Origin of the sequence: Oleiharenicola sp. Vm1 (assembly GCF_047777955.1) — a bacterium.
GTDB lineage: Bacteria > Verrucomicrobiota > Verrucomicrobiia > Opitutales > Opitutaceae > Didemnitutus.
In genome coordinates this window covers 37,784-62,283 of record NZ_CP180537.1, presented here as the reverse complement: position 1 = coordinate 62,283, position 24,500 = coordinate 37,784, and the positions used below count along the sequence as shown (strand labels likewise).

General features: G+C 69.8%; 21 protein-coding genes. 15 read left to right on the top strand and 6 right to left on the bottom strand.

Translation table 11 applies throughout. The features are described 5' to 3' along the window. Positions 1-18 precede the first annotated feature (18 nt). Together ACMYLB_RS01090 and ACMYLB_RS01085 are read left to right on the top strand one after the other, a co-directional pair. A complete protein-coding gene (locus tag ACMYLB_RS01090) occupies positions 19-1,653 on the top strand; it encodes an RNA polymerase sigma factor (protein WP_415909147.1) in 1,635 nt (544 codons plus the stop codon). A gap of 71 nt (positions 1,654-1,724) precedes the next feature. After that, entirely contained in the window at positions 1,725-2,930 is a 1,206-nt protein-coding gene (locus ACMYLB_RS01085) for an acyltransferase family protein (protein ID WP_415909146.1), read from the top strand. A gap of 3 nt (positions 2,931-2,933) precedes the next feature. Here ACMYLB_RS01085 and ACMYLB_RS01080 read toward each other — a convergent pair whose 3' ends face one another. Beyond that, positions 2,934-4,052 carry an anhydro-N-acetylmuramic acid kinase gene (locus ACMYLB_RS01080; RefSeq protein WP_415909145.1) on the bottom strand — a complete coding sequence of 373 codons (1,119 nt, stop codon included), beginning with the start codon at positions 4,050-4,052 and terminating at the stop codon, positions 2,934-2,936. Positions 4,053-4,163: 111 nt separating this feature from the next. Between ACMYLB_RS01080 and murQ the strand changes: the two genes are divergently transcribed. The 4 genes from murQ to ACMYLB_RS01060 all read left to right on the top strand — a co-directional run bounded on the left by murQ (position 4,164) and on the right by ACMYLB_RS01060 (position 8,301). Further along, the gene (murQ, locus tag ACMYLB_RS01075) at positions 4,164-5,045 is read left to right on the top strand and encodes an N-acetylmuramic acid 6-phosphate etherase (RefSeq protein WP_415909144.1); all 882 of its coding nucleotides are present in this window, start codon (positions 4,164-4,166) and stop codon (positions 5,043-5,045) included. Between the two features lie 113 nt (positions 5,046-5,158). Continuing rightward, on the top strand, positions 5,159-6,673 hold the full coding sequence (locus ACMYLB_RS01070; RefSeq protein ID WP_415909143.1) for a glycoside hydrolase family 10 protein: 1,515 nt from the start codon (positions 5,159-5,161) through the stop codon (positions 6,671-6,673). Then, positions 6,670-7,959, top strand: a complete 1,290-nt coding sequence (locus ACMYLB_RS01065; RefSeq protein ID WP_415909142.1) for an MFS transporter — start codon at positions 6,670-6,672, stop codon at positions 7,957-7,959. The genes ACMYLB_RS01070 and ACMYLB_RS01065 overlap by 4 nt, the downstream gene beginning before the upstream one ends. Positions 7,960-8,124: 165 nt before the next feature. Next, the gene (locus tag ACMYLB_RS01060; protein ID WP_415909141.1) at positions 8,125-8,301 is read left to right on the top strand and encodes a hypothetical protein; all 177 of its coding nucleotides are present in this window, start codon (positions 8,125-8,127) and stop codon (positions 8,299-8,301) included. Between the two features lie 6 nt (positions 8,302-8,307). Here the strand turns inward: ACMYLB_RS01060 and ACMYLB_RS01055 are convergent, their stop codons facing one another. The 4 genes from ACMYLB_RS01055 to ACMYLB_RS01040 all read right to left on the bottom strand — a co-directional run bounded on the left by ACMYLB_RS01055 (position 8,308) and on the right by ACMYLB_RS01040 (position 13,217). Then, positions 8,308-9,309 carry an N-acetylmuramoyl-L-alanine amidase gene (locus ACMYLB_RS01055; protein WP_415909140.1) on the bottom strand — a complete coding sequence of 334 codons (1,002 nt, stop codon included), beginning with the start codon at positions 9,307-9,309 and terminating at the stop codon, positions 8,308-8,310. Further along, the gene (locus ACMYLB_RS01050) at positions 9,306-10,361 is read right to left on the bottom strand and encodes a glycoside hydrolase family 3 protein (protein ID WP_415909139.1); all 1,056 of its coding nucleotides are present in this window, start codon (positions 10,359-10,361) and stop codon (positions 9,306-9,308) included. The genes ACMYLB_RS01055 and ACMYLB_RS01050 overlap by 4 nt, the downstream gene beginning before the upstream one ends. Before the next feature lie 84 nt (positions 10,362-10,445). Further along, positions 10,446-12,110, bottom strand: a complete 1,665-nt coding sequence (locus tag ACMYLB_RS01045) for a hypothetical protein (RefSeq protein WP_415909138.1) — start codon at positions 12,108-12,110, stop codon at positions 10,446-10,448. A gap of 81 nt (positions 12,111-12,191) precedes the next feature. Then, on the bottom strand, positions 12,192-13,217 hold the full coding sequence (locus tag ACMYLB_RS01040) for a dipeptide epimerase (protein WP_415909137.1): 1,026 nt from the start codon (positions 13,215-13,217) through the stop codon (positions 12,192-12,194). A gap of 405 nt (positions 13,218-13,622) precedes the next feature. Here ACMYLB_RS01040 and ACMYLB_RS01035 point away from each other — a divergent pair, with 405 nt between their 5' ends. The 4 genes from ACMYLB_RS01035 (at position 13,623) to ACMYLB_RS01020 (ending at position 17,625) form a co-directional block, all read left to right on the top strand. Beyond that, positions 13,623-13,877, top strand: coding sequence for a FeoA family protein (locus ACMYLB_RS01035; protein ID WP_415909136.1), 255 nt, complete (start codon positions 13,623-13,625; stop codon positions 13,875-13,877). Positions 13,878-13,929: 52 nt separating this feature from the next. Then, complete coding sequence (gene feoB / locus ACMYLB_RS01030; protein ID WP_415909135.1) at positions 13,930-16,074, top strand: ferrous iron transport protein B; 2,145 nt, start codon at positions 13,930-13,932, stop codon at positions 16,072-16,074. Positions 16,075-16,165: 91 nt separating this feature from the next. Next, positions 16,166-16,336, top strand: coding sequence for a hypothetical protein (locus ACMYLB_RS01025; RefSeq protein WP_415909134.1), 171 nt, complete (start codon positions 16,166-16,168; stop codon positions 16,334-16,336). Positions 16,337-16,458: 122 nt separating this feature from the next. Continuing rightward, positions 16,459-17,625 carry an MFS transporter gene (locus ACMYLB_RS01020; protein ID WP_415909133.1) on the top strand — a complete coding sequence of 389 codons (1,167 nt, stop codon included), beginning with the start codon at positions 16,459-16,461 and terminating at the stop codon, positions 17,623-17,625. 12 nt (positions 17,626-17,637) lie between these two features. On the opposite strand, the gene ACMYLB_RS01015 is transcribed toward ACMYLB_RS01020, so the two are convergent. After that, positions 17,638-18,915, bottom strand: coding sequence for an MFS transporter (locus tag ACMYLB_RS01015; protein ID WP_415909132.1), 1,278 nt, complete (start codon positions 18,913-18,915; stop codon positions 17,638-17,640). 141 nt (positions 18,916-19,056) lie between these two features. Here ACMYLB_RS01015 and ACMYLB_RS01010 point away from each other — a divergent pair, with 141 nt between their 5' ends. From ACMYLB_RS01010 to ACMYLB_RS00990, 5 genes are all read left to right on the top strand, one after another. Continuing rightward, on the top strand, positions 19,057-19,464 hold the full coding sequence (locus tag ACMYLB_RS01010) for a very short patch repair endonuclease (protein ID WP_415909131.1): 408 nt from the start codon (positions 19,057-19,059) through the stop codon (positions 19,462-19,464). A 56-nt stretch (positions 19,465-19,520) separates the two neighbouring features. Further along, positions 19,521-20,852: a DNA cytosine methyltransferase gene (locus ACMYLB_RS01005; RefSeq protein WP_415909130.1), complete on the top strand. Its 1,332-nt coding sequence runs from the start codon at positions 19,521-19,523 to the stop codon at positions 20,850-20,852. Continuing rightward, positions 20,845-21,669, top strand: coding sequence for an endonuclease (locus ACMYLB_RS01000; RefSeq protein WP_415909129.1), 825 nt, complete (start codon positions 20,845-20,847; stop codon positions 21,667-21,669). The genes ACMYLB_RS01005 and ACMYLB_RS01000 overlap by 8 nt, the downstream gene beginning before the upstream one ends. Before the next feature lie 65 nt (positions 21,670-21,734). Continuing rightward, a complete protein-coding gene (locus tag ACMYLB_RS00995) occupies positions 21,735-23,087 on the top strand; it encodes an amidohydrolase family protein (protein ID WP_415909128.1) in 1,353 nt (450 codons plus the stop codon). Further along, the gene (locus ACMYLB_RS00990; protein ID WP_415909127.1) at positions 23,084-24,355 is read left to right on the top strand and encodes an amidohydrolase family protein; all 1,272 of its coding nucleotides are present in this window, start codon (positions 23,084-23,086) and stop codon (positions 24,353-24,355) included. The genes ACMYLB_RS00995 and ACMYLB_RS00990 overlap by 4 nt, the downstream gene beginning before the upstream one ends. Positions 24,356-24,500 lie beyond the last annotated feature (145 nt).

The window sequence follows — 24,500 nt, the reverse complement described above, 5'->3', positions numbered from 1 at the left end:
ACTTCCTTGTGCGACACGATGAAAACGCCCGAGGTCATGGCCCTGCTCCACACCGCCAGTGATACCGATCTGGTCGCCGCCTGTCTCGGCGGCAATCGCTCCGCGTTCGAGCAGATCGTCGAGCGCTACCAGCGCCTGCTCTGCTCGCTGGCCTACTCCGCGCTCGGTGACGTCGGCGCGAGCGAGGATGCGGCGCAGGAAACCTTCGTCACCGCGTGGCTGAAGCTCGGCGAGCTGCGCGAGCCGGAAAAGCTCCGCGCCTGGCTCTGCGCCATCCTCCGCTTCAAACTCAGCCACGCGCGCCGGCGCGACGGACGCGAGCCGGCCCGCGGCGCCGCGCCGCTCGATCACGCGCTCGAGCTGCCGAGCGACGAGCCCTCGGCCGACACCGCGGCCGCCGACCGCGATGACCAGGCCCTCGTCTGGCGCGCACTGCGCGAGCTGCCGGAAACCTACCGCGAGCCGCTCGTGCTCTTCTACCGCGAACACGGCTCGATCGAGCACGTCGCCGCCGAACTCGATCTCACCGAGGACGCCGTGAAGCAGCGCCTCGCGCGCGGGCGCACCATGCTCAAGGAGCACGTGCTCGCCCTCGTCGAGGGCGCGCTCGCGCGCAGCACGCCGGGCCGCGTGTTCACCGTCGGCGTGCTCGCCGCGCTCCCGGCGCTCGCGCCGCCCGCCCAGGCCGCGGCCGTGGGCACCGCGGCCGCCGCGGCGACCAAGGGCGCGGGCGGCCTCGCCAAGCTCGCCCTGTTCGCGACCATCCTCGCCTCGGTGAGCGGCTTCATCACGACCGTGCTGACGCTGCGCATGAACCTCGACCAGGCCCGCACCGCGCGGGAACAGCGCGTCGTGGTCGTCACCACCGCCGTGCTCTTCGGCACTTTCATCGGCTTCCTCCTGTTCGTGCTCGGACTGCGCGTCGCCGCCGCGCACTGGCCGGACCGGTTGCCGGCGATCGCGCTCGTCCACCACGCCGCCGTCCTGCTCTTCGCCGCGGGATGGTCGTTCCTGCTTGTCCGCGCGCTCCGCGTCGGCCGCGAGTTGCGCTCGGCGGAGCGGCGGCGCGAACCGGAGAAATTCTCGCATCCCTCCGACCGGGCCGGCTCGCGCCTCGCCGAGTATCGCAGCGACGCGACGCTGTTCGGTTTGCCGCTCGTGCACCTGCGTTTCTCGACGCCCGATGCCGATAAAGGCCCCGCGGTCGGCTGGATCGCCGGCGGCGACCGCGCCATCGGCCTGCTGTTCGCCTTCGGCGGCTGGGCGTTCGGCCTGGTCAGCGTGGGCGGCGTGACGGGCGGCGTGCTCTCGCTCGGCGCGGTGAGCATCGGCCTGGTCAGCCTCGGCGCGATTTGCTTCGGCGGCGTGGCGGTCGGCTCCGTGTCCGCCGGCTGGCACGCGTCCGGTTCGCTCTCGGCCACGGGCTGGGAGACGGCGCGCAGCGCCTGCCTCGCGTTCTCGCAGCACATCGCCGCGGCGCCGTTCGCCCTGGCGCCGCACGCCAACGACGCGGCCGCGCAGCGGATGATGGCCGATCCCAAGGCCGGTCGCGACTGGCTGATCATCTGCACGCTCATCGTCGTCCTGAGCCTGGTGCCGACGACGCTCTACGCCCGCGCCGTCCGCCGGCGCGTCGCCCGTCCGCCCGGCTGACGTCCCGCGCTCGCGCCCCCGCTTTTCCGCCGTCCCTGCGGCGCGGGGCGTGAGCTTGGCCCGATTTTTCCATGAACCACCCACCGCCTCCTCCCGCCGGCGCCCCGCGCACGGCCGCACTCGACAGCCTGCGCTCGCTGCTGACGCTGCTCGTCGTCGCCCACCACGCCGTGCTGGCGTATTTCGTCTACGCGCCGCCGCCGGGCGCGTTCGACGCCACGCTGCTCTGGGCCGCGTTTCCCGTCATCGACGCGGCGCGTGCGCCGGGCGTGGACGCGCTGGTGCTGTGGAACGACTCGTTCTTCATGGCGCTGCTGTTCCTGCTCGCGGGCCTGTTCACCGGGCCGAGCCTCGCGCGCAAGGGCGCGGGCGGCTTCGTGTTCGATCGTTTCGTGCGGCTCGGCCTGCCCTTCATCGTCGCCGCGGGCGTGCTCGCGCCGCTGGCCTACTACCCGGCGTTCCTCCAGCGCGAGAGCGCCACGGCGGCGACGGGCTTCGTCGACGCGTGGGCCAAGCTCGGGGCGTGGCCCGCGGGCCCGGCGTGGTTCCTGTGGGTGCTGCTGGCGTTCAGCGCGCTCGCCGCGCTGCTGCACGCCGCGTGGCCGCGGGCGCTCGAAGCGCTCGGCCGCGCCGGCGCGTGGTGCCGGGAGCGGCCCGCGCGACTGGTCGGCGTGTGGATTGTCGCCGCGCTGCTGGCCTACCTGCCGGTGGTGATGAAAGTGCACTACATGCACTGGGCGAGCTGGGGGCCGTTCTTCGTCCAGAGCTCGCGGGTGCTGCTCTACGCGACGTATTTCTTCTACGGCGTCGCGCTGGGCGGGCGGGAAAACGGCGCCCGCGACCTGGTGGCCCCGGACGGCCCTCTCGCGCGGCGCTGGGTGCGCTGGCAGGTCGCCGCGGGCCTGGTCTTCGCCGGCTTTGTCGCCACGGTGATCGTGACCGCGATCCAGGCCTCGCGCGGCGAGTTTTCGCTCGCCTGGAGCCTGGCCGCCGGCGCGTTGATGATGGCGAGCGGCGTGCTCACGAGCACGGCCCTGCTGGCGTGGGCCGCGCGCCAGCGGAGCGTCGAGAACGCCTTCTGGGCCAGCCTGCGGCGCAACGCCTACGGCATCTACCTCGTGCACTACGCCGTCGTGATCTGGCTGCAGTTTGCGCTGCTCCGCGTTGCCCTGCCCGGGCTCGCCAAGGCGCTGCTCGTCACGGCCGCCGGTGTCGCGCTGAGCTGGGCGCTCGCGGCCGCATTGCGCCGCCTGCCGGGCCTGCGCGGGGTCCTCTGACGCTCACCCCGGCAGCCACACGCCGCCGAGCACGGCGCCGCGCGCGGCGCCCGTGACGGCGGGGCAGTTGCCCGCGCCGCCGTGCATCCGCTGCCGCGCCAGCCAGGCGAACGCCATCGCCTCGACCCAGCCGGGATCGACGCCGAGTGCCGCGGTCGTCTGCACCCGGCAGCGGGGCAGGCGCTCGGCGAGCGCGCGCATCAGCACGGGGTTTTTCGCCCCGCCGCCGCACACGAACACCCCGGCGTGCTCGAAACCGCTCCGCGTGCCAACCGCGTCGGCGATGCTCTGCGCCGTCAGCGCGACCAGCGTCGCCTGCACATTCGCCGGCTCGACGCCCCCGACGCGCGCCTCCAGCCACGCCGGCGAGAAATATTCCGGCCCGGTGCTCTTGGGAGCCGCGCGCGCGAAAAATTCGTCGGCCAGCAGCGTGCGCAGGAGCGACTCGTCCACCCGGCCGCGCGCGGCGAAGGCCCCGTCGCGGTCCAGCGGCGCGCCGAGCTGCTGCCGGCACCACGCGTCGAGCAGCGTGTTGCCCGGCCCGGTGTCGTAGCCCAGCACGGGGGCGTCCGGGTCCGCCGGCAGCAGCGTGACGTTGGCGATGCCGCCGATGTTCACCACGACGCGCGCCTCGCGCGGGCGGCGGAAGATCGCGTCATGGAACGCCGGCACGAGCGGCGCGCCCTGGCCGCCGAGCGCCAGGTCCTTGCGCCGGAAATCCGCCGCCACCGGCAGGCCCGTCTCCGCCGCGATCACGTTCGGGTCGCCGACCTGCAGCGTGAACGGCACCGCGGCGTGCGGCCGGTGCCGCACCGTCTGGCCGTGGCTGCCGACGGCGACCACGGCGCTGCGCTCGGGCCCGGCGAGGGCGAGCAGCTCGTTCACCGCGCGGGCGAAATGCCGGCCGACGCTCACGTCCGCGCGGCCGAGCCGGTCGATCTCGTTCGCGCCGGGCACCGCGAGGGCGAGCAGCTCCGCGCGCAGCGCCGGCGGGTAGGGCAGGGTGTGCGTGGCCACCAGCTCGACGCGCGCGCCGAAGCGCACCAGCGCCGCATCGACCGCGTCCACGCTCGTGCCCGACAGCACGCCGATGAAAAGTTCGTCTTTCGGCCCAGAACTCACGCCCGAACGAAATGAACGGTTGAACCGGCCGCAGCAACGCAGGATTGTCCGCGCCATCCCTGTCATCGCGCGGCGCTCCGGCGCCGGGGCGACCCCCTCGATTTCCGACCCATGCTGAACACCGAAAAGCCGGACAGCCGCCACCCCGAACTCGACCTTTACCCGACGGAGCAGCTCGTCGCCGCGTTCACCGAGGACCAGGTGCTCGCCGCCCGCGTCGTCGACGCCGCCCGCGCCGCGCTCGCCCGCGCCGTCGACGCCGCCGCCCCGCGCCTCGCGCGCGGCGGCCGCCTGATCTACGCCGGCGCCGGCACCTCCGGCCGCCTTGGCCTGCTCGACAGCGTCGAGCTCTGGCCGACGTTCTCGTGGCCGAACGAGCGTGCCGTCGCCCTGCTCGCCGGCGGGCGCAACGCGCTCTACGTCGCCGTTGAGGGCGCCGAGGACGACCGCGCCCAGGGCGCCGCCGATCTCCGCGGCGTCGCGCCGACCGCGAACGACGTCGTCATCGGCGTCGCCGCCTCCGGCCGCACGCCCTACGTGCTCGGCGCGCTCGAGGCCGCGCGCGCCGCCGGCGCGCTGACGATCGGCATCGCCAACAATCCCGATTCGCCCGTCGCCGCCGCCGCCGAGATCGGTGTCACGCTCGACACCGGCAGCGAGGTCATCTCCGGCAGCACGCGCCTCAAGGCCGGCACCGCGCAGAAGATCGCCCTCAACACGCTTTCCAGCGCCATCATGGTCCGCCTGCACAAGGTTTACGGCAACCTCATGGTCGACGTCATGCCGACGAACGAGAAGCTCTTCCGCCGCGCCATCGCCCTCACCGTCCGCGCCACCGGCGCGAGCGACGAGCAGGCGCGCGCCGCGCTCGAGCAGTGCCGCTATCGCGTGAAGGTCGCCATCGTCATGCTCCGCCGGCGGCTCGACGCCGCCGGCGCCGAGGCCGCCCTTGCCGCCGTGCAGGGCAATGTCCGCGCCGCGCTGAAAGCATGAACGCCCTTTTCTCTTCCGTTGTCGGGCGGGGTTTCCCGACCCCGCCATCGCAGGTCACGCCGCGCTCGCGGCGGGGTCGGGAGACACCGCCCTACAGGAAATTGGCGAGCGCGTTGCTCGTCGCACTTGGCGTCCTCGCGCTCGCCGGCTGCGCGACGAAGCCCACGCCGCCCGCCCGGCCGCAGCCGCCGGTGGCCGAGGAGGCGCCGCCCGCGCCGCGCGAGTTCCGCGGCATCTGGGTCGCGACGGTCAACAACATCGACTGGCCGAGCAAGAAGGGCCTCCCCGCCGCGCAGCAGCGGGCCGAGATCGCGGCCATCCTCGACCGCGCCAAGGCGCTCAACCTGAACGCCGTCGTCTTCCAGGTCCGCCCCGCCGCCGACGCGCTCTACAAGTCCGAGCTCGAGCCGTGGTCCGAGTATCTCACCGGCACGCAGGGCAAGTCGCCCGGCTACGATCCGCTCGCCGTCTGGGTCGAGGAGGCACACCGGCGCGGCCTCGAGCTGCACGCGTGGTTCAATCCCTATCGCGCACGGCACGGCGAGGCGAAGTCGCCCCTGGCCAAGTCGCACATCGCGAAAACGCACCCGCGCGCGGTGAAGAAATACGGCGAGCTGCTCTGGATGGACCCGGGCGAGCCGTTCGCGGCCGAGCGGACGCTGGCCGTCATCCGCGACGTCGTTCGCCGCTACGACATCGATGGCGTGCACATCGACGACTATTTCTATCCCTATCCGATCACGAAGCCGCTCCCGCCCAAGGCCCCGAAGGACGCGAAGCCGGACGAGATCGACTTTCCCGACGACCCCGCCTGGCAGGCCTACCGCAAGGCCGGCGGCAAGCTCGCGCGCGTCGACTGGCGCCGACAGAACGTCGACCAACTCGTCGAAAAAATCCACGCCGCCGTCCACGCCGAGAAACCGTGGGTGCAGTTCGGCATCAGCCCCTTCGGCCTCGGCCGGCCCGACCGCCGCCCGGCCGGCATCAAGGGCTTCAGCCAATACGACAAGCTCTACGCCGACGTTGAGCTGTGGCTCGAGCGCGGCTGGCTCGACTACTTCGTCCCGCAGCTCTACTGGCCGCTGGCGAGCAAGGAGCAGTCGTTCCCCGTCCTGCTCGACACCTGGCTCGCCCAGAACCGCGCCGGCCGCCACGTCTACGCCGGGCTCTTCACCAGCGCGATCAGCGACGAGAAGAAATGGTCGCCGGCCGACATCACGCAGCAGATCGCGCTCACCCGCGCGCGCCCCGGCGCCGGCGGTCACGTGCACTTCAGCGCCGTCGCCCTGATGGACAACCGCAAGGGCATCGTGGAGAAACTCGCGCCGCTCTACGCCGTGCCCGCGCTCGTGCCCGCCTCGCCGTGGCTGGGCACGAAGGCGCCCGCCGCCCCCGTCCTCGCCCTGGCCGCGGCGAACCAGGTGCGGATCACCGCCACCCCCGACGCCACGCTCTTCGCCATCTGGACGCGCCGCGGCGCGCAGTGGAGCTTCGCCGTGCAACCCGCGCGCCGGACGACGCTCGCCCTCGCGCCCGGCGTCGACGCCGTCGTCGTCAGCGCCGTCAACCGCCTCGGCAACGAGGGCCCGCGCGCGAGCTTCGTGCCGCCGGCCGCCCCGAAAAAATGAACGCCCCCGCCGTCCCCGCCGCGCCGCGCCATCCCTGGGCGTGGATCCCCACGCTCTATTTCGCCGAGGGCGTGCCCTACGTCGTGGTGATGACGCTCTCGACGGTGCTCTACAAGAACCTCGGCCTGTCGAACACCGACATCGCGCTCTACACGAGCTGGCTCTACCTGCCGTGGGTGATCAAGCCGCTGTGGTCGCCGCTGGTCGACCTGTTCCGCACGAAACGCTTCTGGATCTGGTCGCTGCAGTTCGTGCTCGGCGTCGCCTTTGCGCTCGTGGCGCTGACGCTGCCGGCGCCGAAATTCTTCCAGCTCTCGCTCGCGGTGTTCTGGCTGATGGCATTCAGCTCGGCCACGCACGACATCGCGGCCGACGGGTTTTACCTGCTGGCGATGCCGACCGGCGAACAGGCGGCGTTCGTCGGCGTGCGCACGACCTTTTACCGGCTCGCCACGCTGTCGGCGCAGGGCGGGCTGGTTTTCCTCGCGGGCAAGCTGATCGCCGCGACCGGCAGCGTGACCACGGCGTGGTCGCTCGTCTTCGCGCTCCTCGCCGCGGTCTTCGTGCTGCTCGGCGCCTATCACCTCTTCGCGCTGCCCCGGCCGGAGCTCGACCGCCCCACGGCGCAGGGCGCGGACGTGGGACGCGAGTTTCTCGCCGTGTTCGCGTCGTTCTTCCGGCGGCCGGGCATCGGGCTGATCTTGTTCTACCTGCTCGTCTACCGCCTCGCGGAGTCGCAGGCGCTGAAGCTTCTCTCGCCGTTCCTGCTGGATCAGCCGGCGCAGGGCGGCATCGGCCTGACCAACGAGCAGCTGGGCATCGCCTACGGCACGGTCGGCATCATCGCCCTCACGTGCGGCGGCCTCGTCGGCGGCTGGGCGATCTCGCGCGCCGGCCTGCGGCGCCTGCTCTGGCCGATGATCTTCTCCATGCACACGCCGATCGTGGCGTTCCTGCTCCTGGCGCTCTACCAGCCGTCGAACCTCGCCGTCATCTCGACGGCGATCGCGGTGGAGCAGTTCGGCTACGGCTTCGGTTTCACCGCCTACATGCTCTACATGATCAAGGTCGCCGAGGGCCCGCACAAGACGGCGCACTACGCGATCTGCACCGGCTTCATGGCCCTGGGCATGATGGTGCCCGGCATGGCCGCGGGCTGGATCGAGGACCATGTCGGCTACGTGAAGTTCTTCATCTGGGTCCTGCTGGCCACGATCCCGTCCTTCTTCGCCACCGCCCTGGTCGCGAAGACGATCGATCCGGCGTTCGGGAAGAAGAATGCCTGAGCGCCCCGCGATGAACGCGCCGCCGCCGCTGCCCCGGCCTCGCGGCTACCGCGTGACGCAGGCGGCGTTCGTCGTGCTTGCGCTCGGCCTGCTCGGGTGGCCGGTGGCGGCCTTCGTCGCGATCTTCCTCTTCGACGCCCCGCTGCGCGGCCCCTCGACGAGGCGGTGCGCTACACGATGGCGTTCTCGATCTGGGGCTATCCGGCCTACTGGGGTGCGGGCTGGGCGTTGTTCCGCGCCGCGGCGAAGCGCGGGCGGCGCGGCCTCGCGCTGGCGTGGCCGCTGGCGCTGCCGCTCGCGCCCGTGCTGATCCTGGCGGCGGCGTTCGCGTTCGGCCGCTGATGCCGCTTACGGCACCAGGCGGCGGGCGCCGAGGATGACCTTGTCCCAGTCGAAGGCCGGACCCGGATCCACCTTGTTGGTCTGGATGTGGTAGTGGCCGAGCACGCCCTCGTAGGCGGCGAGCTGGTCGTCGGGCAGTTTCTTCGGGAGCAGCTTGCCGTCGGCGCCGCGCGGGTAGTCGAGTTTGATCTTGGGGAAGATGCGGTGGAGCGCGGCGGTGAGCTTGATCAGCGCCTTGTATTGCTCGGGCGTGAGGTCGTATTGCACGAGGTCCTGGCCCTGGATGTTGCCGTGCACCGGCGTGGCGCGCGCGGGACGGCCGGTGAAGGCCGCGGTGCGGATCAGCGGGTCGCCGAGCTTGGCCGGAATCGTGATCACGGGCTGGCCCTTCGCGTCGCGGCCATACCACTGGTCGAGCACCTGGGTGTCGCCCGGGCCGTAGGCGCCCATGTTGGCGATTTCGATGCCGACGCTGCGGTGGTTCGAGATCGTGGCGTGGTAGGCGCGCTCCTTGAGGTCGAGCGTCTGGTAGATCGTGCCGTCGAGATCCAGCATGAAGTGCACGCTGAGCCCGCGGTGATCGTGCAGGACGTTGAAGCACTGCTTGGCGATGCCGCAGACGTCGAAGTGGATGACGAACTGGTCGACCGTGCGCTGGAGCAGCGGCAGGTCCCAGCCGCCGCCGCGCACGCGCTCGATTTCCGCGGGCGTGAGTTTCTGGAAGCGCAGGCCGTAGCGGTTCGGGTCCTTGAAATCGACCTTGGCCTCCTGCGTCTTCGCCCAGCTGCTCTGCTCGTAGGGCGCGAAGCGGCGCTCGACGCGGTAGGCGTCGTAGCCGCCCGGGTCCATCCAGGTGACGACCTTCGTGCCGGTGTGGAAAAGCTGGCCGGCGACGACGATCTCGTCGCCGCTGCGCTTGGCGAGGGTGCCGGGGCGGTGGGCGCAGCCGGCGAGCGCGAGCAGCGCGGCCGCCACACCCAGCGGACGGAGGAGGGCAGGGGTAATCATGAGGGAAGCGGGAGGCCGGCGCCGCGCTTGAGCGCGAGCACGCGGGCGCAGGATTCGTCGATGCGGGCGGCGGCGATGCGGCCGTCGGCCACGGCGCGCTCGATCAGGGCGACGACCTTCGGGGCGATGTCGGGGTCGTAGCTCATGTTGTTGCCGAAGCAGAGCAGGTCGACGCCGGCGTTGACGGCGGAGACGACGGCCTTCTCGAGACCGTAGTGGGCGGAGATGGCCTTCATTTCCATGTCGTCGCTGAGGACGACGCCGCGGAAGCCGAGCTGGTTGCGCAGGAGATCGGTGATGACCGCGCGCGAGAGCGTGGCGGGCAGCGCGGGATCGAGGCGGGCGTTGAACACGTGCGCGCTCATCAACGCATCGCCGAGCCCGGCCTCGATCAGGCGGCGGAATGGCGTCAGCTCGCGCTCGTGCCAGGTGGCGGTGACGTCGACGAGGCCGAGGTGGGTGTCGCCGGCGGCACTGCCGTGGCCGGGGAAGTGTTTCGCGCAACTGAGCACGCCGTGCGCGCGGTGGCCGCGCACCCACTCCGCGGCGTGGCGCGCGACCTTTTCCGGGTCGGCGGCGAAGCTGCGGCGCTTGCCCTTGATGATCGGGTTGTCGGGGTTGGCGTCGAGGTCGACGACCGGGGCGAGGTTGAAGTTGATGCCGGCGGCCGCGAGCGTGCGCGCCGTCGCTTCGGATTGCGCGCGGGTGAAAGCGAGGTCGTCGCGCTGGCCAAGCTCCTCGGCAGAGATCGTCTCGGGGAAGCCGTAGGCGGGCTTGAGGCGGTTGACGCGGCCGCCCTCCTGGTCGATCGCGACGAGCAGCGGGAGGCGCGCCTGCGCCTGCAGGTGCGCGACGAGGGCGCGGAGCTGCGCGGGCGACTCGATGTTGCGCCGGCCCGGCGCGCCGGAGTCGATCGTGGACGTCATGTCCAGGTCGAAGAGGATCACGCTGCCGACGGCGTGCTCGCGCAGGTCGCGGACGATGAGCGCGGTGTCGGCGGCGGTGCGGCCGCGGAAGCCGAGCAGCAGCATCTGGCCGATCTTTTCGCGCAACGAGGAGGGAGGGCCGGGGCGGACATGCGGACGATTCGCCCGGCACGTTGAACCCGCCCCGCGTGCGAGGCGAGCCTGCGTCGCTCAATGGGCGGTGGCCGTTGGGCCCAGACGCGCGCGGGCCTCGCGCAGCGCGGCGTCCTCCGGGAAGAGCCGCACGCCTTCGTCGATCAAGGCGAGATGCGGGGGCGGAGGCGTCGCGGCCGTCTTCGCCCAGGCTTCGGCGAGCAGCGCGTAGATTTCCGGCGTGCGCGGCGCCTGCGTGCGCGCGAGCAGGAGCGGCTCGAGCACGCCGAGCAGCTGCTCGTAACTGAGCTTGCCGTCCGTGCCCTGCGGTTTGGCGAGGCGATCGTCGAGGCGTAGCCGCGCGAGCGTGGCGTAGGCGCGGGTGCGGGTGGTCTTCGCCCGGATGGCGGCGGTGAGGTAGTTGAGGGCGCGATCGCGCTGGCCGATTTTCAGGGCGGAGACACCCAGCTCGGCGACGAGGTCCGGCGTGCGTTCGCCGCGGCGGTAGGCGAGAACGAGTTCGTTGTGCGCGCGGTCGGGCATCCCGGCCAGGGTGTAGGCGATGAACTTGAGGCGGGCGACCTCGGCCGGCGTGGCGTCGCGCACCTCGATCGGCGGGGCCGCGGGCAGGCGCGCGCCTTTTTCGGCTTCCACGCCGATGACCTTGCCGCGGACGAATTCGATGTGCGTCTGCAAGGCCGACAGTCCCTGCGCGTAGCTCAGGCCGAAGCACTCGCGGAACAGCGCCTCGGAGACGGGCTCCTTCTCGAGGCGTTGGGCGAAGGCGAGGAATTGCTTCCGGTGCTTGCCGGCGTCGCCGAACAGGCCCCAGTGGACGAAGGCGTGGCTTTGTTGAAACCAGCGGATCGCGGTGAGCTGCTTGCCGATGTAGGTGTCGCGCTGCCACGCGAACATCTCCGCCAGCGGCATGAGCGCGGTGCTGGCGAGGGCAGCGTTGAAGTCGAGGTCCTCGCTCAGGGAGTCGCGGGACTGCGGCTTCGGCCGGGTGAGCATCGTGTCCGTGGTGGCGTGACCGGTGGAGCGCTCATCGACGCCGCCGAGGACCTTGTTGGGATTGTCGACGACGCCCCAGGTCACGGACCGCGCGTCGATGCGGACATTCACGAGCGAGCGCGCGAGCCCCTCGGCGAGCCAGGCCGGCAGGTTCGGCTGCTGCTGATACAGCAGGAACTTCACGAACGCGGTCTGCAGGCGCCGCGTGTAGTCCTTCGCGCGCTGGTCGACGAGGGAGACCTCGGTGGACTCCTCGTCCGACTGGTCGTCAACGAGGCTGAAGGTGTTGGCGGTCTGGTCGAGCACGAGCACGGCGCCCTCGCGGCCGAGAAACTCGTAGTGCCACGTGCGCATGTCCTCCTCGGTGCTCTCATCATGGAACTTCTCCATGAACGGCCGGAAGTCGGCCTCGCGCCCGCAGATCACGACCTTGGCCGAGAGTTCCCCGGGCGGCAGGAACGGCGTTTTCAGCAGGGAGAGCGCGTGGATGAGCCGGTTGAGGTCGTTGAGCATGCGCTCGGTCGGGCCGCGCGCGGCGCTCGAGAGGATCTCGTGCCTGCCGAGGCGGCTGTAGAGCCAGGGCTCGGGGGGCGGCAGCTCGCGCTGACCTTCGACGACGAAATCGGGCAGGTCGACCGGCTGTGTGTTCACCGGTTTCTCCTGCCCCACGAGGCGCAGTGCAGCGCCGACGAACAGCGCGGTGGCCCAGACCGCGCGGAGGAGGGGCATTGGCATGATGGCGGGCAGTGTGGGGGCGCGGTGCGGACAGACAAACCGGAACTGCGCGCGCCACGCGATGGCGAGGCGCGTTCAGCGCTTCACCGCGCCGATGCCGGGACGGTCGTTGAGCGTCACGCGGCCGTCGACGATGCGCGCGCCGTCGAACGGGTCGTCCTTGATCAGCAACGCGCCGTCGAGATCGGCCCAGTCGACGAGCGGCGAGAGCTGCGCGGCGGCGGAGATCGCGCACGAGGTCTCGGTCATGCAGCCGAGCATGACCTTCATGCCGAGGGCGCGGGCGAGGATGATCGACTGGTGCGCTTCGCGCAGACCGGTCGATTTCATGAGCTTGATGTTGATGCCGTCGAACACGCCGCGCAGGCGCGGCACGTCGCCGACACGCTGCAGGCTCTCGTCCGCGATGAGCGGCAGCGGGCTGCGCTCGCGCAGCCACGCGGTGTCGTCGAGCGCGGCCTTGGGCATCGGTTGCTCGATGAAGAGGACGTTCTGCGTGGCGAGCCACTCGATCAGGCGAAGCGCGTCGTCGCGGCTGGCCCAGCCCTGGTTGGCGTCGACCGTGAGCGGGACGTCGGTGACCTCGCGGATCGTGGACACGAGCAGGCGATCGGTGGCGGCGTCGCGGCCGAGCTTCACCTTGAGAATCCGGTAGGGCGCGGCCTCACGCGTCTTCTCGCGCACGATTTCGGGCGTATCGATGCCGATGGTGAACGACGTCACGGGCGCCTTGGCGGCGTCGAGGCCCCAGAGGCGATGCCACGGCGCGCCGAGCTTTTTGCCGATCCAGTCGTGCAGCGCGATGTCGATCGCGGCCTTGGCGGCGGTGTTGCCCGGCGCGAGCGCGTCGATCGCCGGGAGGATTTCCTCGAGCTGGAACGGGTCCGCCACCGCGGCCAGCAGCGGCTGCGCGCGGGTGAAGAACGCCGCGGCCGTGTCCTGCGTTTCCCCGAGGTAGGGCGGCATCGCGGCCTCGCCGAAGCCGACGAGACCGTCGCGCTCGACTTCGACGAGCATGGCGGGCGTGGACGTGCGCGTGTTGGACGCGATGCCGAAGGCGTGACGCAGGGCGAGCGTGTGCCGGACGAAGCGGAGCTGCATGACGCGTGCATCGGACGGCGTTTCGCCGCGCGGGGCAAAGGCAAAGCTCCGGACGCGGGTGTGCTTTCGGACCGGGCAGGCGGCAGCGGCGCAGACGGGAGGTGCCGAGGCCGCGCGGTGCGGCGCGGCGAACGCCCGACCGCGAGGCCTCGCCGGCTCTGCCCGCCGGTCGTCGCCACCTGCTTGGGGGGCCGATGCCAGCCCCAGCCGAATCCCCCGGCGGGGTGAGCGGCGTGCATCCCTTGTCGAAGAGCTTGCGGGTTTTGCGACTGAAAGCCGAACGATAATCTCCTAAGATAATGATGATTAATTTTATGAACACTTTTCGGGCGGACGCCTTTCACGGGGCTAAACCCAAACCTTGGCTTGCAACTCAGTCTCAATCGCGTTTGCTGGCCCGGTCGGATGTCCACGCCCTTCCAAGACCTCTCTCCGCTTTGCCAGCTGCCGGCTGGTGCGACGGGGCGCGTGTGCCGGCTGACGGGCGACGAAAGTTTTTGCCAGCGCGTGCGCGAGATGGGCTTCGGCGAGGCGGCGCTGGTCACCAAGATTTCGGGCAGCATCACCAGTCTCTGCCTGGTCAACGGAACCCGCCTGGCGCTGAACCACAGCGCGGCGATGAGCATCCTGGTCGAGCCGCTGCCGACCGGCGCGAAGTAAGCGCCATGCGACCCCTGCGCGCCGATCCGCGCCGCGCCGCCGTCTTCCGCGCGTGAAGCTCCCGTCGCACATCTCGCTCCCGGCTTCCGCCGCGAAGCGCCCGGCCTCCGCCGAATACCGCACGCCGGTCTACGCCGTCGTCGGCAACCCGAACTGCGGCAAGACCACGCTCTTCAACGCCCTCACCGGCCTCCGCCAGAAGGTCGGCAACTACCCGGGCGTCACGGTCGAGAAGAAGACCGGCATCACCTACTCGCAGCACGGCCGCCCGATCCAGATCATCGACCTGCCCGGCGCCTACTCGCTCGCGGCGCGCTCGCCGGACGAGGCGGTCTTGCGCGACGTGTTGCTCGGCCGCCGCGAGGACACCCCGCAGCCGGACCGCATCGTCTGCGTCGTCGACGCCTCGAACCTCGAGCGCAACCTCTACCTCGTCCACCAGGTCCTCGACCTCGGCCGCCCCGTCATCCTCGCGTTGAACATGATGGACGTTGCCGCCGAGGCCGGGATCAAGATCGACCCCGCCGCGCTCGAGCGCGAGCTCGGCGTGCCCGTCATCCCCTGCGAAGCGGTGCGCGGCAAGGGCCTGGTCGAGCTCCGCCTCGCCATGAGCCGCATCGAGCTGCCGCTGGCGAAGCACCGCTGGGACGTCCCCGGCCCGATCGCGCCCGCGGTCGCCGAGATCCAGGCCTCGCTGGTGCAGAACGACGCCCGCCCGCCGCTCGTCGCGCGGGCCGAGGCGCTGCTGCTGCTGACGGATTTCGACTCGGTGCGCGTCGCCGGCTCGAAGCAGCACTCCACGCGCACGCTGGAGATTCTCCAGCAGTGGCGCGCGCGCTGGACGAGGGACGGCACCGACTGGTCCGGCGTGCTCATCCGCAGCCGCTACGACGCCATCAAGGTGCTGTGCGAGGACGTGATCCTGCGCGACCGCCACGCCGGCCCGTCGCTCTCCGACAAGATCGACGCCGTGCTCTGCCACTCCGTGTGGGGCTGGGTCGTGTTCGCGGCGATCATGGGCGTGATGTTCTTCTCGATCTTCACGCTCGCCGAATACCCGATGAACTGGATCGACGAGCACGTCTCCGCCCTCGGCGGGTGGGTGAAGACCGCGCTGGCCCCGGGCGACCTGCGCGACCTGCTCACCGACGGCGTCATCGGCGGCGTGGGCGGCATCATCGTGTTCCTGCCGCAGATCCTGATCCTGTTCTTCTTCGTCGGCCTGCTCGAGAGCACGGGCTACATGGCGCGCGCGGCGTTCATTATGGACCGGCCGATGAGCAAGGTCGGCCTGAACGGCCGCTCGTTCATCCCGCTGCTCGGCTCCTACGCCTGCGCCATCCCCGGCATCATGGCCACGCGCACGATCGAGAACGCCCGCGACCGCCTCGTCACGATCCTCGTCGCGCCGCTGATGAGCTGCTCCGCGCGCCTGCCGGTCTACCTGCTGATGATCGCCACGCTGCTGCCGGGCGACACCGTGCCCGCCGCGCAGAAGGCCGGCCTCATGCTCGTCATGTATGCGCTCGGCACGACCGGGGCCTTCGGCTTCGCGTGGCTCTTCAAGCGCTACCTCGTGAAGGGTGGCACGCCGCACATGATCATGGAGCTGCCGGCCTACCAGCCGCCGCGCTTCCTCGACATCACCCGGCACATGGTCGAGCGCGCCTGGCTGTTCCTCAAGAACGCCGGCACGATCATCCTCGCGATCTCGATCGTGCTCTGGGCGCTCACCACCTACCCGAAGCATCCCAATCCCGCCGCCACGCCCACCGAGCAGATCGCGCACAGCTTCGCCGGCCGGGCCGGCCACCTCCTCGAGCCCGTGATCAAGCCGCTCGGCTTCGACTGGCGCGTGGGCATCGGCCTCGTCACGTCCTTCGCCGCGCGCGAGGTCTTCGTCAGCTCCATGGGCGTCATCTTCGGCGTCGAGACCGCCGACGACAACACCACGCCCCTGCGCGACGCCCTGCGCAAGGCCCACTGGCCCGACGGCGCGCCGCTCTTCACGCCGCTGGTGTGCCTGACGCTGATGGTCTACTACGTCTTCGCGATGCAATGCATGAGCACCGTCGCCGTGGTGAAGCGCGAGACCAACTCCTGGCGCTGGCCGCTCTTCCAGATCGCCTACATGACCGGCACCGCGTGGGTCGTGTGCTTCATCGTCTACCACGCTGGCCGCGCGCTCGGATTCTGAGATTTTTGCCCACGGAACACACGGAATACACCGAAAGAACACCACGCGTCCCCTTCCGTGTATTCCGTGTGTTCCGGGGGCCACTTCTGAAATGTCCTCCTCCCTCCAAACCCTGATCGCCGCCGCCCTCGCGCTCCTCGCCGTGGCGTATCTGCTGTGGTCGTGGTTCGGGCCGAAGAAAAAATCCGGCTGCGGCAGCACCGGCGCCTGCGGCGCGGTTTCGCCCGAGGTGAAGAAGCTCCAGGCCCGCCTGAAACGGTAGCGCGGGTCCGCCGCGCACGAAGGCGGGCGGTGCATTCATCCACCGCTCGCGCCACCACCGCGCCGCCGCGGTCAATCGCGGGTTGTCACCGCCCGGCCGAGCGGCCTGCATCAGGGTTCGACGTGGAGACGCACCGCCGATCGCTGCTGCTGGTTGTGATCTACCTCGGCTTCATCAGCCTGGGCTTGCCGGATGGCACGCTCGGGGTGGCTTGGCCGACGATCTACCCGGAGTTGAGGCTGCCGATCGGATTGGCCGGCGTGATCGTCACCCTCGGCACGGTCCTCACGAGCCTGGCGGCGTTCAGCAGCGGCGCGATCATCGGGCGGTGGGGCACCGGTCCCGTGGTGCTGGCGAGCGGGCTGCTGACCGCGAGCGGCCTGTTCCTGCTCTCGCGGGCGCAGGGCGCGGCGTGGCTCTACGCCGCGGCGCTGCCGCTGGGGCTCGGCGCCGGGGCGGTCGACGCGGGCCTCAACGGCTTCGTGGCGCGGCATTATGCGGCGCGGCACATGAACTGGCTGCACGCCTGCTGGGGCATCGGCGCGACCGGCGGGCCGTTCATCTTCGGCTGGGCGCTGGCGGGCGGACTCGGCTGGCGCGGCGGCTACCTGCTGATCAGCGCCACCCAGGGCGGGCTGGCGCTGCTGTTCCTCCTCAGCCTCGGCCTGTGGCGCCAGGTTCCCGCGCAAGCCGCCGCGGCACCGGCCGCCGCGGCCGCGGGCCCGGGGCCGACGACGCCGGCCAATTCGTTCGCGGGCTGGCTGTCGCCGGCGATCTTCGCCCTCTACGTGGCGGTGGAGTTCACGCTCGGCGTCTGGGCCGGCACGCTGCTGGTGGCCGGGCGCGGCGTCGCGCCCGAGCGGGCGGCGCTGTGCGTGGCGGCGTTCTTCGGCGCGATCACGGCCGGCCGGGTGGCGGTGGGCTTCGTGGCCGAGCGCTGGGGCAACCGCCGGCTGGTGAACACGGGCGCGCTCGTCGCGCTCGCCGGCATCGCCGGCTTCATCTTCGCCCCCGGCGCGGGACTGGCCGGCGGCGCGTTGGCCGTAGCGGGCCTGGGGCTGGCGCCGATCTACCCCGGCCTGATGCACGAGGTGGGGCGACGCTTCGCGCCGGACGCGGTGCAGACCGTGGTGGGACGCCAGTCCGGCGGCGGCGCCATCGGCGCCGCGGTGATGCCCGCGCTGGCGGGTGCGCTCGCGCAGTCGCACCTCGGCGCCGTGCCGTGGCTCGCCCTCGCCACGCTCGGGGCGCTCATCGTCGCCATCCGCAAGCTCGACCGGCTGACCTGAGCCACCGCGCGCTCACGCCGCCGCCGGCGCGAGCGGCTTTCGTTTCCCGATCGGCAGCACGATCAGAGCCGCGATCACGCACAGCACGCCCGCGCCAATGAACGCCGGGGCGTAGCTGCCGAAACTCGTGCGCGTCACGCCCGCCGCGTAGGCGGCCGCCGCGGCACCGACCTGGTGGCTCGCCACGACCCAGCCGAACACGATCGGACCCTTCTCGCGCCCGAACACCTCGCCCGTGAGCCGCACCGTCGGCGGCACGGTCGCGATCCAGTCGAGTCCGTAGAACACCGCGAACACGCCCAGCCCCGCCGTCGGCCCGAGCAGCGCCTGCGGCAGGAAGAGCAGCGAGAGCCCGCGCAGCCCGTAGTAGGTGAAGAGCAGCGTGCGGCAGTTGAAACGGTCGCTCAGCCAGCCCGACGCCGTCGTGCCGAAGAGGTCGAAAATCCCCATCAGTGCCAGCAGCCCGGCCGCGCGCACCTCGGGGATGCCGCAGTCGAAGGCCGCCGGGATCAAGTGCGTGCCGACCAGGCCGTTGGTGCTGGCGCCGCAGACGAAGAACGACCCGGCCAGCAGCCAGAAATCCCGCGCGCGCACCGCCTCGAGCAGCACGTCGACCGCGCGCTTGGCCGGGTTGCCCTTCACCGGCGCGTGGTCGTCCGCCGGCCCGCTCTCGCCGAACGGCCGCAACCCCACGTCGCGCGGATCGTCGCGCATCAGCCACGCGATCAGCGGCACCACGGCCAGCGCCGCCGCCGCGACCACGAGGGGCGCGCCGCGCCAGCCCTTCTCCGTCACGACCGTCGCCAGGCTGGGCAGGAAAATCAGCTGCCCCGTCGCCGTGCTGGCCGTGAGCAGGCCCATCACGAGGCCGCGCCGCTGGGTGAACCACCGCGTCGCCACCGCCGCGCCGAGCACGGCCGCCGCCATGCCGGAGCCGATGCCGACGACGAAGCCCCACAGCACCACGAATTGCCAGTAGTGCGTCGCGAGCGTCGACAGCCCGTAACCCGCCGCGAGCATCGTCATCGCCGCCATCATCGTCCGCCGCAGCCCGAAGCGCTGATACAGCGCCGCCGCGAACGGCCCCATCAGGCCGTAGAGGAAGATGTTGATCGAGACGATCGACGACACCGTGGCACGGCTCCAGTGGAACTCGTTGCCGAGCGGGAGCAGGATGACGCCGGGCGTCGCGCGCGCGCCCGCGGCCGCGAGCAGCGTCACGAAGGTGACGCCGGCGGCGATCCACGCGTAGTGGAATTTGGGGCTGGGAGCCGGGGCGGGAGCGTTCATGGAAGCGCGGAAGCTCCGCACTTCCCGCGCGGCGTCAAACGGCGAACCGGTGTTTGCCCCGGTTTTAGCACAAACTGTCGATGTATGGGTGTGACACGAATCTCCAGTTGAGCGCCTTGCCGTCAGCGTTAACGTCTTAGCATGGCTGATCGTGTAAACCAGCAGGTTCGCAGCAGGATCATGGCGAGTGTTCGCACACGAGACACCGGTCCCGAGGTTGCCCTACGCAAGCGACTACACTCGCTGGGTTATCGTTACCGAATGCACGCGGCGAATTTGCCCGGCAGACCCGACATCGTCTTCCCGTCGCGAAAGAAGGTTATTTTTGTGCACGGGTGCTTTTGGCATGGGCATCGTTGCCGTTGGGGCAGGTTGCCAAAGAGTCGCATCGATTATTGGGAGATGAAAATTCGTTCTAATCGTTCTAGGGACCGCCGGACGAGCGCCGCGATACGTAAGGCAGGATGGGGTGTTCTTGTCGTCTGGCAGTGCGAGATTCGAAAGGTGGATCGAGTGCTACCGAGAATCACCCAATTTCTTGAAAGCTGAGGGTTGCACGAACCCGGCTCGACTGTTCTATCGCGGAGAACTAGTAACCACTGCATATGCCACGCCCTATCGGAATAGACCTATTCGCCGGTGTCGGCGGCATGAGCTTGGGCTTCGAGCAGGCCGGCTTCGACGTGGTGGCTGCGGTCGAATACGATCCCGTGCACGCTGCAGCGCACGAATTCAATTTTCCGAGTTGCGCCACCATCGCCCGGTCCGTCGTCCACTTGAGCGGAGCGCAAATTCGAGAAGCCGCCGGTATTGGCGGCGAGCGCGTTGATGTGGTCTTTGGCGGTCCGCCCTGTCAGGGGTTTTCTCTCATCGGGCAGCGCGCCCTCGACGATCCTCGCAACGGTCTCGTCCGGGACTACGTGCGAATCGTGCGCGAACTGGAGGCCAACTATTTCGTTTTCGAAAACGTCAAGGGTCTCACGCTCGGTGAGCAACGTAAGTTCCTTGAGGAGATTATCGCAGAGTTTCGAAGCATCGGCTACAATGTGCGGTTGCCTTGGCGCGTTCTAAATGCCGCCCATTACGGCGTGCCGCAGGATCGCGAACGCCTCATTTTGATCGGGGCGCGTCGCGGCTTGCCACTACCGGAGTATCCGATGGCGAAAACGATTCCCGCGGGAAGCGATTTGGAGCTGCGTGGATTGCAGCACGGCCCGTCATGCGAGGATGCGTTGGAGGACTTGCCCGACGCCGAGACGTTCGAAACGCTAAACGAGAGAGATTGGGTCGCGACGGGGCGGTGGGGAAGCCCTTCGGCCTATGCCGCGGAAATGCGCTGCTTGGAGCCGGAGTCGTGGCATTTTGGGATCCCACGTGTCTGGGATGCATCGATTTTAACTTCCAGTGCCAGGTCTGAGCACACCGAAATCTCCCGGCGCCGTTTCGCGGAAACGCCTTCGGGGCGCGTGGAGCCGATTTCGCGGCTCTTCAAATTGCCGCGATTCGGTCTCGCTAACACGTTGCGTGCAGGCAGCGACTCGCAACGAGGAGCCTTCACTAGTCCGCGGCCAATTCACTATCGATTCAATCGCTGCGTTACCGTCCGAGAAATGGCGCGCCTGCATGGGTTTCCGGATTGGTTCCGGTTTCATGTCACCAAATGGCACGGCGCGCGCCAGATTGGAAACGCCGTTCCACCGCCGCTTGCCCGCGCGATTGCCGCCGAAATCGTGCTGGCCTCCGGAGCGGCCCCTCGCCGTCAAACGACCGCCCTCGCTCTCGGCGATCCGAACCTGCTCGCCATGGAGATGTCGGAAGCAGCCGCCCACTTCGGGGTGCCTGTGCCAATTGGGTCTCGTGATCGCAAGAGCGGCGCGCGGAAACGAAAGCAAATCGACATCGAACGCGAGCGCACGCCCAAGCTCCTTTATGCCTAAACGTAAAACGAAACCCACCCAGCGAGGGAATCGATATCAGGCACTGCTAGAGAAGATATTTTTCGACCACTACAAGCCCGGCGCGACCGAGGTGGTTTTCGAGAGAGAGGAATTTGTCGCAGCCGCAAAGAAACTAAAGGTCAAGTTGCCCAAGAATCTTGGCGATGCGGTGTATTCCGTGCGCTATCGAATCGCGATGCCGGCACGCGTGATTGCAACGCAAACTGAAGGTCGCGAGTGGGTCATCGTTGGCCAAGGTAGGTCCCGCTATGCGTTTCGACTGGCGAAGGTCAGTCGGATTTTGCCGAACGAAAACCTAGTCACGATTAAAATCCCCGAGGCCACGCCCGAGATCATCTCTGCGTATGCGCTCTCGGATGAACAAGCCCTCTTGGCTAAAGTGCGATACAATCGATTGATCGATGTTTTTCTTGGGCTTTCGGCGTGCTCGTTGCAGAGTCATCTCCGCACGTCGGTCAAAGACATCGGCCAAATCGAAGTCGACGAAGTTTACGTTGGAGTGGATCGCGACGGTCGCCAATACGTGATCCCGGTGCAGGCGAAGGGTGGTAACGACAAGCTGGGTGCGGTTCAAACCGAGCAGGACATCGCATTCTGTCGGGATAAGTTTCCGGAACTGATTTGCCGCCCTATTTCGGCACAATTCATGGCAGACGATCTAATCGCGCTCTTCGAACTGACGATCGAAGACGACGAAATCAAAATCGTGGACGAAGTTCACTATCGGTTGGTTCCCGCAGATCAAATCTCGAGAGAAGAATTGGCGGCGTATCGAGCCCGGAAGACGCGAGGATAGTCTCGCCCGCCGCCTTGGTCGATTTCCCGTTGCGCGGCCGCGCGCGCCGCGCATCGTCGCCCGCCATGTCCTTCCGACCCCTGTTACCCCTGGCGGTCCTCTGTGGATTGGCCGCGGGCGTCTGCGCGCAGGAGAAGCCCCTCGTTTTCCAGGGCGCGCAAATCATCCCCATCGTCGGCGAGCCCATCGCGCATGGCGTCCTCGTCGTCTCCGGCGGCAAGATCGTCGCCGTCGGCGCGGCCGGCTCGGTCGCCATCCCCGCCGGCGCCGAAGTTCACGACGCCACCGGCAAAGTCATCATGCCGGGCCTCATCGACTCGCACAGCCACATCGGCGGCCCGGCCGGCGCCGACGCGTCGAGCCCGATCCAGCCCGACGTCCGGGCGCTCGACTCGATCGACGCGCAGAGCCCGTCGATCCAGAAGGCCCAGGCCGGCGGCATCACCACCGCCAACATCATGCCCGGCTCGGGTCACCTCATCAGCGGCCAGACCGTCTACGCCAAGCTCCGCGACGGCCGCACCGTCGACGACCTGCTGATCAGGAACGACGACGGCTCCATCGCCGGCGGACTCAAGATGGCCAACGGCACCAATTCCATGCGCGGCGTGGGCGGCTTCCCCGGCACGCGCGGCAAGTCCGCCGCGCTCGTCCGCGAACAGTTCATCAAGGCCCAGGAATACCGCGCCAAGATCGAGCGCGCCAAGGGCGACCCCGACAAGCTGCCGCCGCGCGACCTCGCGCTGGAGGAACTCGTCGAGGTCCTCGACGGCAAGCGCGTCGTCCAGCACCACACGCACCGCCACGACGACATCCTCACCGTGCTCCGCCTCGCCAAGGAATTCGGCTTCAAGGTCGTGCTCCACCACGTTTCCGAAGGCTGGAAGGTCGCCAACGAGATCGCCCAGGCCGGCGTCGCCTGCTCGGTCATCATGATCGACTCCCCCGGCGGCAAGCTCGAGACCCGCGACGCCTCGTTCACCACGCCCGCCGTGCTGGAGAAGGCCGGCGTCCTCGTTGGCCTCCACACTGACGACAGCGTCACCGACTCGCGCCATTTCCTCCGCTCCGCCGGCATGGCCGTGCGCGGCGGCATGACGCGCGCCGGCGCCCTGCGTGCCGTGACGATCGCCAACGCCAAGATCCTGGGCTTGGAAAAACGCCTCGGCTCGCTCGAGCCGGGCAAGGACGCGGACTTCATCCTCCTCGATGGCGACCCGCTCAGCGTCTACACGCACGTGCAGCAGACCTGGGTCGAGGGTCGCAAGGTCTTCGATCTCTCGGATCCGCAGGACCGGCTCTACGCCCTCGGCGGCGCCGGCGCCGGCGATCCGCGCCGCGTGCAGCTCTGCTGCTTCGGCAACGCCTGGGACATCATCGCCAACGCCAACGCCGAACTCTTCGGAGGTGCCCAATGAAACCCGTTTCCCGCCTCGTCCGCCTGGGCGCCCTGGCGTGCCTCGTCGCTACCGCCCCGGCCGCGCGCGCCACCGCCACCGCCGCCCTGCCGCTCGCGATCCACGCCGAGACGCTCCACACCGCCGCCGGCGCGCCGATCCACGACGGCCTCGTGCTCGTCGGCCGCGACGGCAAGATCGCCTACGCCGGCCCGGCCAAGGACATGGTTTACACCGCCGACCACCGCGTCGTGCACGCCCAGGTCGTCACGCCCGGCCTCATCGACGCCCGTGCCACCGTCGGCCTCTCCGGCCTGCTCAACCAGCCGCACGACCAGGACATGCTCGAGCGCTCCGCCGCCGTGCAGCCGGAGCTGCGCGCACTCGACGCCTACAACGCCCAGGATCCGCTCGTCGCCTGGGTGCGCGGCTTCGGCGTCACCACCGTCAACACCGGCCACGCGCCCGGCACGCTCGTCTCCGGGCAGACCATGATCGTGAAGACGCTCGGCCGCGAGTCCGACGAGGATGTGGTCAACCCCGCCGCGATGACCGCCGTCTCGCTCGGCAACGCCGCGCTCAACCGCAGCGAAGGCCCCGCCGCCGCCGGCGGCCCGAAGTCCCCCGGCACGCGCGCCAAGGCCGTCGCCATGCTCCGCGCCGAGCTGATCAAGGCGCAGGAATACGCGAGGAAGCGCGAGGCCAAGGACGAGTCGAAGCGCCCCGCGCGCGATCTGAAGATCGAGACCTTCCTCCGCGCGCTCGACGGCTCGCAGCCGCTCCTGATTCACGCCGACCGGCAGCTCGACATCCTCGCCGCGCTGCGCCTCGCGAAGGAGTTCAATCTCAAGATCGTCCTCGACGGCTGCGCCGACGCCCACCTCGTGCTCGACCCGATCAAGGCCAGCGGCTTCCCGGTGATTTTGCATCCGACGATGGCCCGCGCCAACGAGGACGCCGAGAACCTCGCCATGGACACCGCCGCGAAGCTCCGCGCCGCCGGCATCCCGTTCGCCATCGAGAGCGGCTACGAGAGCTACGTGCCCAAGACGCGCGTCGTGCTCTTCGAGGCCGCCGTCGCCGCCGGCAAGGGCCTCGGCTTCGACGCCGCGCTGGCCAGCATCACGATCGACGCCGCGAAGATCCTCGGCATCGCCGATCGCACCGGCTCGCTCGAGAAGGGCAAGGACGCCGACCTCGCGCTCTACGACGGCGATCCGTTCGAATACACCAGCCACTGCACCGGCACGGTGATCAACGGCCAGCTCTTCGAGCACGCGGCGAACTGAACGGCCGCCGCGTCCCGCCGGGCCGCGGCCGCGATCGCCCGCGGTAGGGGCGCTGGTCCCCCAGCGCCCTGACTCGCGTTGCCGGCCATGGCCCAAGGGCCGTCGCGGACAACCGCTCCCACCGGCGCGGCCAACGGCGCGCTAC